The sequence below is a fragment of the Streptomyces sp. SDr-06 genome, from assembly GCF_003324565.1.
Classification (GTDB): domain Bacteria; phylum Actinomycetota; class Actinomycetes; order Streptomycetales; family Streptomycetaceae; genus Streptomyces.
Genome location: NZ_QOLA01000023.1, coordinates 102425 through 113154 on the forward strand (window position 1 = coordinate 102425; position 10730 = coordinate 113154).

The following is a 10730-nucleotide window of genomic DNA, read 5'->3' on the forward strand; positions in this document are numbered from 1 at the left end:
GTGCCCGTTATGCGGTGGTATGAACCTTTCTTGTAGTGTGCGGTAACGCCCTGTGCGTACGCATGCGGGGTTCTGGGTTCTGGGTCGGGCTACGGACGGAGTCGAGGGATGACGTACGGACCCCGTTGGGGGCGGATACCCCGGATGGGCCGGCCCACCCGTCTGCGTCTCGTGCTCTGCTCGCTCGCCGGGCTGCTGCTGCTCGTGGGCGGCGCGGCCGCGTACACCTGGCACCGGCTGAGCGACAACATCAGCAGCGTCGAGCTCGGCTCGCTGCTCACCCCCGCCGCGTCGGCCACCTCCGACCTCAACATCCTGATCGTCGGCTCCGATTCGCGGGCCGGGAAGAACGCGGGACGGGCGGGCGGGGGCGACGACACCGGGCGCTCGGACACCACCCTGCTGCTCCATGTGTACGGGGGCCGCAGGAAGGCTGCGGTCGTCAGCATCCCGCGCGACACCATCGTCGACCGCCCGGCCTGCACGACCGCTTCCGGCCAGAAGCTGCCGGAGCGCGAAGGCGTCATGTTCAACTCCGTCTACGAGACGGGCGGCGCCCCCTGCACGGTGGCGGCGGTCGAGTCCCTGAGCGGCGGTCTGCGGATCAACCACTACGTCGAGGTGGGCTTCGACGGCTTCGCCGAGCTGATGGACGCCCTCGGCGGGACCACCGTGACCCTGGTCAAGCCCATCGACGACAAGGACAGCGGGGTCCATCTGCGGGCCGGCCGACACCACTTGAACGGCCAGCAGTCCCTCGACCTCGTACGCACCCGGCACGGCGTCGGCAACGGCAGCGACCTCGGACGCATCCAGCTCCAGCACCAGTTCCTGACCGCCCTGCTCAGCCGGCTCACGGGGCAGAACCTGCTCGCCGACCCGGCCAGGCTCTTCAACGTCGCCGACACCGCGACGAAGTCCCTCACCACGGACTCCTCGCTCGCCCACGTCGGCAACCTCGCCTCGCTCGCGTACTCGATGCGGGGGCTCGGCGCGCCGGACGTCCAGATGGTCACCCTGCCGGCCCAGCTGGAGCAGGGTGACGAGGACCGCCTGGTGCCGGACGCCGCCCGGGGCGCGAAGGTCTGGGCCGCCCTCAAGGCGGACCGGCCCGTCCCGCAGGACGCCCTCACCGGCACGGCCTCGGGACCGAACGGAATCGGCCAAGTGGTGCGGCCGGGCTGACCGCCAGAGCAGTTGTGTTCTACACCGACCTTGACCGGGGCGGGGCCGCGGCATAGCGTCGTGCACCACTGGGACTGAGCAGGCGCTTAGGAGGCTTCCCGTGGCGACGACAGAGCCGGACCCGAACGGGCCCGAAGCGACCGGGCCGGACGCGACCGGGCCGGACGCGACCGGGCCGGACGCGACCGGGCCGGACGCGGCGGGGCCCGGCTCCGCCGGGCGGCCCGCGACCGGGTCCGGGGAGGCCGGGCCGGGCTTCGGGCCCGAGCGCGCGGAGGCGCTGCTCACCGCGCCGGGCGCGCCCTTCGCCACCGTCCGCACCGAGACGGGCGACCTCGTGTACGCGACCGGGCCGCGCACCCTGCGCGAGTTCGTCGAGACGGTCTGGGCCTTCGGGGACCGGCCGTTCCTGATCGCCGAGACCGGCACGTACAGCTACGCCGAGTTCCTCGCCGCCGCCTGCGCGCTGGCCCGCCGCCTCACCGACGTCCACGGGCTGCGCCCGGGTGACCGCGCTGCCATCGCCCTGCGCAACCATCCCGAATGGCAGATCGCCTTCTGGGGAGCCCAGTTGGCGGGCCTGGTGACGGTGCCGTTGAACGCCTGGTGGACCGGCGAGGAGTGTGCGTACGCCCTCGACGACTGCACCCCGCGCGTGCTGCTCGTCGACGGCGAGCGCCTGGAGCGGGTGGCGGGCTGGGCCGCCGCGCACGGGGTGCCCGGCCTGGTCTTCCACCACGCGGGCGAAGTGCCCGCCGGATTCGAGCGGTACGAGGACCTCGACGAGCTCACCTCGCCCGACCCGGCGGCCGGGCCGCCCGACGTCGAGGTCGCGCCGGACGCGGACGCCACCATCCTCTACACCTCCGGCACCACCGGCCGCCCCAAGGGGGCCGTCGCCACCCAGCTCGCCCAGGCCGGGGCGGCGATGAACCCCCGCTTCCAGGCGGCCATGTCGCTGCTCGGCCGCGGCCTCGTCCCCGGGCAGGGACCCGCCCCGGTCACCCTCATGACCTTCCCCTTCTTCCACGTCGCCGCCTTCACCTCGGTGTACGCGGCGATGTCGGCGGGCGGCACGCTGGTCCTGATGCGCAAGTGGGACGCGAGCCGCGCCCTCGCGCTGATCCGCGAGCACCGGGTCACGCACTACGCCGGGGTGCCCGCGACCGCCCTCCAACTCCTCGCCGCCGCCGCGGAGTCCGGGGATCCGCTGGAGAGCCTGACCGCGCTCAACACCGGCGGCGCCGCGGCCCCGCCCGGCCTCGTGGGCGGCCTCACCGCGCGGTACGGCTCGCGCATCGAGCCGCGCAACGGGTACGGGCTGACCGAGACCAGTGGCGGGGTGATGGCCAACTTCGGTGTGGAGTACCGACGTTGGCCCGACAGTGTGGGGCGGCCCACCCCCGTCACCGAGGTGCGGATCGCCGGGGCCGACGGGGCGCCGCTGCCGGACGGCGAGGTGGGGGAGCTGTGGCTGCGCGGGCAGTCGCTGATCCGGGGGTACTGGAACGATCCCGGCGCCACGCGACTCGCCTTCCAGGACGGGTGGTTCAGGACCGGGGACCTCGCGGTGCTGAACGAGGGGCGGGTCTCGATCGTCGACCGGCTCAAGGACGTGGTGATCCGGGGCGGCGAGAACGTGTACTGCGTGGAGGTCGAGGCCGTCCTCCACGACCACCCCGCGGTGCTGGACGCGGCGGTGCTCGGGGTGCCGCATCCGGTGCTGGGGGAGGAGGTGGCGGCGGTGGTGCAGGTGCGTCCGGGGTCCGGGGTGTCGGTGGACGAGCTGCGGGCGCATGTCGGGGCGGTGCTCGCGGGGTTCAAGGTGCCGGGGCGGGTGGTGCTGCGGGAGGGGGTGTTGCCGCGGAATGCGACGGGGAAGGTGCTGAAGCGGGAGCTCCGGGAGGTTTTCCCCACCCCGCCCCTTCCCTAAAGCCTCCGGCGGTTGTGGGGGTGGGAAAGGTCCGTCACCCGGGGCTCCGCCCCGGACCCCGGGGAGTTTGCCCGCCCGCCCGCCCGTGACGGGGGTTGGATGAGCTGAGCCCTGGGGGCTGCGCCCCCAGACCCCCTGCGGGGGCTGCGCCCCCTGCACCCCCACGGGGCTTCGCCCCGGACCCCGGGGAGTTCGCCCGCCCGCCCGCCCGCCCGTGACGGGGGTTGGATGAGCTGAGCCCTGGGGGCTCCGCCCCCAGACCCCCTGCACCCCCACGGGGGTCCGCCCCGGACCCCGATGGGGGCTGTGCCCCGTGCCCCGTGGGGCCTTGCCCTGGACCCCTGGCGGGGGCTGCGCACCGGGCCGTCGGCCCTCGTGCGTTGGAGAGGCGGAGGTCGCCCAACTCCCCTTCAAGGCAACGGAGTTGAGGGGAGACAAGCCTCAGGATTTCGTTACCTTTACGTGGTAGTTGCCCATCCCGTCCACCCCGGTCACGGCGATCCGCACTCCACTCGTGCGGTCCACGAACGTTTCTCCCGTGGTGTACGGCGCGTCCGAGAGTTCCGCGTTCACGTTGGGGCGGCGGGTGCAGCCGCCGCTGGTGGGCTGGCTGTCGGAGACGTTGATCGGGCCCCGGCCGGTGTCGACGCTCGCGTCCACGCGGTAGATCAGCACCCCGGGCTTGCAGACCGCCTCGTCGTTGCCCGCGCGGGTGCGGACCTCCACCGCGTACCCGCTCTCCTTCGTCACCGGCACGAAGACCAGCTTGGGGCCGCCCTCGGTGGCCAGCGGGCTCAGGACGTACTGGCTCACGCCCGTGCCCGTCGCGCACGACACCTGGCTGTTGTCGAGCCAGCCCAGCTTCCACTTGTGCCAGCCCAGCATGTCGTTGTTGGCGCCCCAGTCCTCGGACATGATGTCCCAGTGCCCGACGGCCCCGCCGCCCTGCGCGGTGTAGAGGTCGGGCAGTCCGAAGACGTGGCCGTTCTCGTGCGGCAGCACCCGGTAGCCGGTCTCCCCGTAGGAGCCGGAGCCGTCGTCCTGGCGGCTGTAGACGAACGAGGTGTTGGAGAGCGGGACGCCGTCCGCGTAGGGCGCGTCCTCGTTGCCGGAGAACGTCACCGAGAGGACCGTGTCCAGGGCGGAGGGGCCCGCGTTCGGGGTCACCAGCACGTTCACCAGGTCGTACTTCGAGAAGTTCACTCTGGGCCCGGCCGCCGCGATCATGTCCTGGACCAGGCGGTGGTAGCCGGGCTCATAAGGGGAGCCGCGCTCGATTCCGTACGCCGTGAACGACTTCGGCATCCTGAGCCAGTTCGGGATCGGGGCCTCGGCGCGGTAGTCGAGGCGGCCGTAGGAGGCGTTGCGGAACCAGTCGCTGGTCTGCGGGAAGAACTCCTTGTACCGGCTGAGGGCGGAGCCGGGGCCCGGGGCGTCCGGGAAGTCGATCATGAGGGTGAGGGCCCGGACGATGCCGGTGGAGTGCGCGTAGCCGGGCGGGGTCGGCATGCCCTCCGACATCTGCACGCCGAGCACGGCCGGGATCCGGCAGGGGGCGAGCGGGGACTCGCCGGGGGCGGCCACCGGTCCCGCGGAGGCGCGGCTGGCGATCGACAGGGTGGTGGAGCCGGTGGTCAGCGCCGCGAAGGCGACCGAGGCGAGGGCGGCGCCGAGGATGGGGCTGCGCCGCCGGGGGGATATGCGGCGGCCGGGTGCCCGAGCCGGGCGGGACTGGCTGTCGTCCTGCATGCGCACGCGCTCGCCTTCGGGGACCGGCAGCAGGCCGGTTCCTGACTGCGCTCGTCTGATCACCCTGTGGCGGGTGGGACGGGTACGCGCGCTGGGTGGCCCGAATGTGGGTTTTTCGGGACATGGGGATATGTGACTCAGGTCACATGTCGGGCGGAAATAACCGGGGAAGGTTTCCCCGTTTGAACTCGTGTCCCCGCGAAACGGGGAGTGCTTCCCCGCTTGGGTCAGGTCCCGGGCGGACAACGCGGGCCCGACCGCCCACCAGACCCGATCACCTTCCAGAAGGAGCAGAGTCGTGCAGACCGCCGCCGCTTCCGTCGCCGCAGCGCCGCGTCGTGCCCCGCGCCCGCGGGCCGACGCCCTGCGCAACCGGGAGCGGATCATCGCCGCGGCGCGGGAGATGTTCGTCGAGTACGGCGCCGAGCGCCCGCTGGACGAGATCGCCCGCCGGGCCGGCGTCGGCAATGCCACGATCTACCGCCACTTCGCCGACCGCGCCGAGCTCATCACCAGCGTGGTGCTCTCGGTCATGGACCGCGTCTCGGCCCAGGCCGAGACGGCCGCGGCCGAGGAGACCGATCCCTTCGACGCGCTGCGCCGCTTCGTGCACGCCGCCGCCGACGAGCGGATCGGCGCGCTCTGCCCGATGCTCTCCAACACCTTCGACCAGGACCACGCGGAGCTGAACGCGGCGCGCGAGCGCCTCGAACGCGACGTCGAGGGGCTGATGGCGCGGGCCCGCGCGGCCGGCCGGCTCCGCGACGACGTCGCCGTCGGCGACCTCATGGTGGCCCTCTCCCAGCTGACCAGGCCCCTGCCCGGCACGCCCTGCCCGAACATCGACCAGTTCGTCCACCGCCATCTGCAACTGTTCCTCGACGGGCTTCAGGCCCCGGCGCGGTCCGAGCTGCCCGGCAGTGCGGCGACCCTCGACGACCTCCGCACGAGCTGATCGCCTCCCGCCCTCAACTCCCTGTTCACGCACCGTAATTCAGCCGTAGTTCAGACGTAGTTCCAGCGTAGTTACGACACTTTTTCCGGTATTCCGCGTCCCAAGGTGGCTACCCCCATGTCAAAAACAGTCGGTCTCGACACGTCGGACCAGTTCTCCCTCGCTCCCGATCCAAGTCGCTGGAAGGCGCTCGCCTTCATAGCCCTGGCCCAGCTGATGGTCGTGCTCGACGCGACGATCGTGAACATCGCGCTGCCCTCGGCCCAGCACGCGCTGCACATCAGTGACGCCAACAAGCAGTGGGTCATCACGGCCTACGCGCTCGCGTTCGGCGGGCTGCTCCTGTTCGGCGGGCGCATCGCCGACCTGTGGGGCCGCAAGCGCACCTTCGTCGTCGGTCTGCTCGGCTTCGCGGCCGCGTCCGCGCTCGGTGGCGCCGCCACCGGCGAGGCGATGCTGCTCGGCTCGCGCGCCCTCCAGGGCGCCTTCGGCGCACTGCTCGCGCCGGCCGCCCTCTCGCTGCTCGCGGTGATGTTCACCGACGCCAAGGAGCGCGCGAAGGCGTTCGGCATCTACGGTGCGATCGCCGGTGGCGGTGGCGCGGTTGGCCTCATCCTCGGCGGCTTCCTCACCGAGTACCTCAACTGGCGCTGGACCTTCTTCGTGAACATCCCGTTCGCGATCGTGGCCGCGCTCGGCGCCTACCTCGTCATCCGCGAGCCCGCCGGCACCCGCAACCGCTCGCCGCTCGACGTGCCCGGCGTGGTCCTGTCCACCACCGGTCTGGTCGCGCTCGTCTACGGCTTCACCCGCGCCGAGTCGGCCGGCTGGTCGGACACCCTGACCATCTCGATGTTCATCGCCTCCGCGGTGCTGCTCGCCGCCTTCGTCACCCTCGAGGCCAAGGTGCGGCACCCGCTGCTGCCCCTGCGGGTCATCACCAACCGCAACCGCGGCGGCGTCTACCTCTCGCTCGGCCTCGCGATCATCGCGATGTTCGGCCTCTTCCTCTTCCTCACCTACTACCTCCAGGTCGTGAAGGGCTTCTCGCCGGTCAAGACGGGCTTCGCCTTCCTGCCCATGATCGCGGGCATGATCACCGGCTCCACCCAGATCGGCGCCCGTCTGATGACCCGGGTCCCGCCGCGCCTGCTGATGGGCCCCGGCTTCCTGACCGCCGCCGTCGGCATGCTGCTGCTCACCCAGCTCGACATCGACACCTCGTACGCCGGTGTGATCCTGCCCGCGCAGATCCTGCTCGGCCTCGGCATGGGCACCGCCTTCATGCCCGCCATGTCGCTCGCCACCATCGGCGTCGAGCCGCGTGACGCGGGTGTCGCCTCCGCGATGGTCAACACCTCGCAGCAGGTCGGCGGCGCGATCGGCACGGCCCTGCTGAACACCATCGCCGCCTCGGCGACCACCGCGTACGTCAGCGGCCACATGGCGCTCGGCGCCACCAACCCCGAGCTCCTGAAGCTCCAGGCCATGGTGCACGGCTTCACCGCCGCCATCTGGTGGGCGGTCGGCATCCTGGCGGCGGCCGCCACGATCGCCGTCACCCTCATCAACACCAACCGCCCCGGCGGCGGTTCGGTCTCCGGGCCGGGCGCCGGTGAGGACGTCGAGGACGAGGTGCGCATCCCGGTGGTCGCCCACTGACCGCCCGGTAGCACCCCGGACGCACGGACCTGCCCCGGCCCCGCCGACTCAGCGGAGCCAGGGCAGGTCCGCTTTGGCGTCCGCGGGCTGGAGGCCCTGCGCCATCACGCGCATGATCTCGCCGAGCTGCTCCACCTGCGCCGGGGTCAGCCGGTCGAACATCGCCTGCCGTACGGCGCTCACATGCCCCGGCGCGGTCCGCTCCAGAACCTCGAAGCCCGCCTCGGTCAGCGTGGCGAGCTGGCCGCGCTTGTCGGACGGGCAGTCCTCGCGCTTGACCCAGCCGTTGTTCTCCAGCCGCGCCACGGCGTGCGAGAGCCGGGAGCGGGTGATCTTGGAGTGCTTGGCCAGCTCGGTCATGCGCATCCGGCGCCGGGGCGCCTGGGAGAGCTGGACGAGCAACCCGTAATAGAGGTGCGGCATCCCGGCATCGCGCTGGAGCTGTCGGTCGAGGTGGTCTTCGAGGAGCCGGGTGGCGTGGAGGTAGGCGCGCCAGGTGCGCTGCTCCTCGTCGCTGAGCCAGTTGGGTGCCGAGGTCATACATCTACTGTACGGACGCTTCTTGAAAGTTGAACAAGCCAGCGTTACCGTGGAGCAAGAGCTTGAGATTTCAAGCAATATTCCGGCCGGACCCTCGGCCGGACCGCGAGTGAGCCGGAGTGTCCGCCATGACCGTCGCCCGCCCCGAGCGCATGCCCGCCCTGTACCTCTCGCACGGCGCCCCGCCGCTCGCCGACGACCCGCTGTGGCCCGGCGAGCTGGCGGCCTGGTCCGCGGCGCTGCCCCGGCCCACCTCGATCCTGATGGTCTCCGCCCACTGGGAGGAGGCCCCGCTCGCGCTCGCCGCCACCGAGACCGTGCCCCTGGTGTACGACTTCTGGGGCTTCCCCGAGCACTACTACCAGGTCCGCTACGCCGCGCCCGGCGCCCCCGGACTCGCCGACTCCGTACGGAAGCTGCTGCGCGCGCCCGGCATGCCCGTGCAGGACATCCCGGACCGCGGGCTCGACCACGGCGCGTATGTGCCGCTCGTCGAGATGTTCCCCGCCGCCGACATCCCGGTCCTGCAGATCTCCCTGCCCACCCTCGACCCGCGCAGGCTGTACGAGATCGGCCGCAAGCTGGCGCCCCTGCGCGACGAGGGCGTGCTGATCGTCGGCAGCGGCTTCTTCACCCACAACCTGGCCGCCCTGCGCCACACCGGCGGCCAAGTGCCCACCTGGTCGGCCGAGTTCGACGACTGGGGCGCGCGGGCGCTGGCCGACGGCGACCTCGACGCCCTGCTCGACTTCGAGCACAAGGCCCCCGCCGGGCGGCTCGCCCACCCCCGCACCGAGCACTTCGCCCCGCTGTTCGTGACGATGGGCGCGAGCGAGGGCGAGCCGGGCGGGGCGCGCAGCGTCATCGACGGGTTCTGGATGGGGCTCGCCAAGCGCTCGGTGCAGTACGGCTGAACGGGAACGCGGGGCACGGGAGTTGTGCACGCGGGGCGCCTTCCGCTGCTCGGGCGCCCCTGAGGGCTACGACGCCCCCAGCTCCTTCTCGTACCAGGCGACGTCCCAGTAGCGGCCGAACTTGCGGCCCACCTCGCGGTAGGTGCCCAGGTGCGCGAAGCCGAAGCGTTCGTGCAGCTTGACCGAGGCCTCGTTCGGCAGGGCGATCCCGGCGTACGCCCGGTGCACGTCCTCGGTGGCCAGCGCCTCGAACAGGGAGCGGTACAGGAGCGTGCCCACGCCGCGGCCGGTCGCCCGCGGCGCGCAGTACACGCTCACCTCGACGGACGTCGCGTACGCGGGCTTCGGGCGGAAGGGGCTGCTGGTCGCGTAGCCGAGAACGCCGCCGGGGCCGACAAAACGGTCATCGTGAGCAACCAGAAGACGGTGCGGGCCGTCTTCAGGGTGGGAGTGCAGCCACGGACGGCGCTGTTCGGCGGTGAAGGCGACCGTGTCGAATGTGATGGCGGTCTCACGGATGAAGTGGTTGTAAAGGTCCGTGAGTGCCTCCAGATCGGCCTCCGCACCAGGTCTGACCTGCACCTCTGTACGTCCCTGCGGCACCTGTCCCCCTCCCGTGGCGGCACAGGGTACTGCATGATCACGAAAATCGATGGGTGGGACGGGAATTCTGTCCGGATTCCAGCCGTTGTTTCCATCGGATGCAGGGCACCCGGGAGGGTGTCGCGACCACTCAGTAAGGGAGCACGCATGGCAACCCGCGCCGTCGCCCGCCGACAGTCCGCCTCTGGCGGTTCGGAGTCGGAAAGCAGGGTCCGCGCAGTCAGCGGTGAGATCGCCGACCGCGACCTGGTCGGTATGTACCTCGACGAAATCGCGCGTACGCCGCTGCTCGACGCCGCCAAGGAGGTCGAGCTCTCGCAGACCATCGAGGCCGGTGTGTACGCACGCCAGATCCTCGACGGAGAGGTCGAGAGCAAGGCCGCCGGGGCCTCGCGCGAGGAGCTGGAGGCGCTGTACGCCGCCGGCGAGCGCGCCAAGGACCTCTTCATCCGGTCCAACCTGCGCCTCGTCGTCGCCGTGGCCCGGCGCTACCCGAGGGCCGGTCTGCCCCTGCTCGACCTCATCCAGGAGGGCAACGCCGGCCTGGTGCGCGCGGTCGAGAAGTTCGACTACGCCAAGGGCTTCAAGTTCTCCACGTACGCGACCTGGTGGATCCGCCAGGCCATCACCCGCTCGATCGCCGACCAGTCCCGCACCATCCGCCTCCCCGTCCACCTGGTCGAGGAGCTGGGCCGCATCCGCCGGGTCCAGCGCGAGTTCAACCGGGAGAACGGGCGCGACCCCGAGCACACGGAGATCGCCGCCGAGCTGGGCTCCACGCCCGAGCGCGTCGGTGACGTCCTCGACTGGGCGCGCGACCCGGTCTCGCTGAACATGCCGGTCGACGACCAGGGCGAGACCCAGTTCGGCGACCTGCTCGAGGACACCTCGGCCGTCTCGCCCGAGCAGTCCGTGCTCACGCTCCTGCGCAGCGAGGAGCTCGACGACCTGATCGGCAAGCTCGACCAGCGCACCGCCTCGATCATCAAGATGCGCTACGGCATCGACGACGGCCGCGAGCGTACGCTGACAGAGGTGGGCAAGGAACACGGCCTGACCCGCGAGCGGATCCGTCAGATCGAGAAGCACGCGCTGCTCGAACTGAAGAAGATGGCCCGCGACACGGGCTTCGACGCGGCGGCCTAGGCCCCGCCCCCCAGACGAGCTCCGGCGCCTTCCCCCCCTGGTG

At 71.7% G+C, this 10730-nt stretch carries 9 protein-coding genes; 6 read left to right on the forward strand and 3 right to left on the reverse strand.

Annotated features, from left to right (window positions below; all coding sequences use genetic code 11):
• The first annotated feature begins 108 nt into the window (after positions 1-108).
• Together DT019_RS32485 and DT019_RS32490 are read left to right on the forward strand one after the other, a co-directional pair.
• Positions 109-1185, forward strand: a complete 1077-nt coding sequence (locus DT019_RS32485; protein ID WP_114040557.1) for an LCP family protein — start codon at positions 109-111, stop codon at positions 1183-1185.
• A gap of 280 nt (positions 1186-1465) precedes the next feature.
• Complete coding sequence (locus DT019_RS32490) at positions 1466-3118, forward strand: class I adenylate-forming enzyme family protein (protein ID WP_114040572.1); 1653 nt, start codon at positions 1466-1468, stop codon at positions 3116-3118.
• Positions 3119-3559: 441 nt separating this feature from the next.
• On the opposite strand, the gene DT019_RS32495 is transcribed toward DT019_RS32490, so the two are convergent.
• The gene (locus DT019_RS32495) at positions 3560-4867 is read right to left on the reverse strand and encodes a M6 family metalloprotease domain-containing protein (RefSeq protein WP_114040573.1); all 1308 of its coding nucleotides are present in this window, start codon (positions 4865-4867) and stop codon (positions 3560-3562) included.
• A gap of 298 nt (positions 4868-5165) precedes the next feature.
• Here DT019_RS32495 and DT019_RS32500 point away from each other — a divergent pair, with 298 nt between their 5' ends.
• Entirely contained in the window at positions 5166-5822 is a 657-nt protein-coding gene (locus tag DT019_RS32500) for a TetR/AcrR family transcriptional regulator (protein WP_223279863.1), read from the forward strand.
• A gap of 117 nt (positions 5823-5939) precedes the next feature.
• Positions 5940-7484 carry an MFS transporter gene (locus DT019_RS32505; RefSeq protein WP_114040559.1) on the forward strand — a complete coding sequence of 515 codons (1545 nt, stop codon included), beginning with the start codon at positions 5940-5942 and terminating at the stop codon, positions 7482-7484.
• Between the two features lie 48 nt (positions 7485-7532).
• On the opposite strand, the gene DT019_RS32510 is transcribed toward DT019_RS32505, so the two are convergent.
• Positions 7533-8024 (reverse strand): MarR family winged helix-turn-helix transcriptional regulator, encoded by a 492-nt coding sequence (locus DT019_RS32510; protein ID WP_114040560.1) that lies wholly within the window; start codon positions 8022-8024, stop codon positions 7533-7535.
• Between the two features lie 128 nt (positions 8025-8152).
• Here DT019_RS32510 and DT019_RS32515 point away from each other — a divergent pair, with 128 nt between their 5' ends.
• Entirely contained in the window at positions 8153-8938 is a 786-nt protein-coding gene (locus DT019_RS32515; RefSeq protein ID WP_114040561.1) for a dioxygenase, read from the forward strand.
• A 66-nt stretch (positions 8939-9004) separates the two neighbouring features.
• On the opposite strand, the gene DT019_RS32520 is transcribed toward DT019_RS32515, so the two are convergent.
• Positions 9005-9541 (reverse strand): GNAT family N-acetyltransferase, encoded by a 537-nt coding sequence (locus tag DT019_RS32520; protein ID WP_114040562.1) that lies wholly within the window; start codon positions 9539-9541, stop codon positions 9005-9007.
• A 147-nt stretch (positions 9542-9688) separates the two neighbouring features.
• On the opposite strand from DT019_RS32520, the gene DT019_RS32525 reads away from it, so the two are divergent.
• Positions 9689-10687: an RNA polymerase sigma factor RpoD/SigA gene (locus tag DT019_RS32525; RefSeq protein ID WP_114040563.1), complete on the forward strand. Its 999-nt coding sequence runs from the start codon at positions 9689-9691 to the stop codon at positions 10685-10687.
• The last annotated feature ends 43 nt before the right edge of the window (positions 10688-10730 follow it).

Excerpts from the sequence above, each read along its gene's own strand:
- DT019_RS32515 (WP_114040561.1), top strand. The coding sequence starts at position 8,153 with ATGACCGTCGCCCGCCCCGAGCGCATGCCCGCCCTGTACCTCTCGCAC.
- DT019_RS32505 (WP_114040559.1), top strand. The coding sequence starts at position 5,940 with ATGTCAAAAACAGTCGGTCTCGACACGTCGGACCAGTTCTCCCTCGCT.
- DT019_RS32485 (WP_114040557.1), top strand. The coding sequence starts at position 109 with ATGACGTACGGACCCCGTTGGGGGCGGATACCCCGGATGGGCCGGCCC.
- DT019_RS32510 (WP_114040560.1), bottom strand. The coding sequence starts at position 8,024 with ATGACCTCGGCACCCAACTGGCTCAGCGACGAGGAGCAGCGCACCTGG.
- DT019_RS32495 (WP_114040573.1), bottom strand. The coding sequence starts at position 4,867 with ATGCAGGACGACAGCCAGTCCCGCCCGGCTCGGGCACCCGGCCGCCGC.
- DT019_RS32525 (WP_114040563.1), top strand. The coding sequence starts at position 9,689 with ATGGCAACCCGCGCCGTCGCCCGCCGACAGTCCGCCTCTGGCGGTTCG.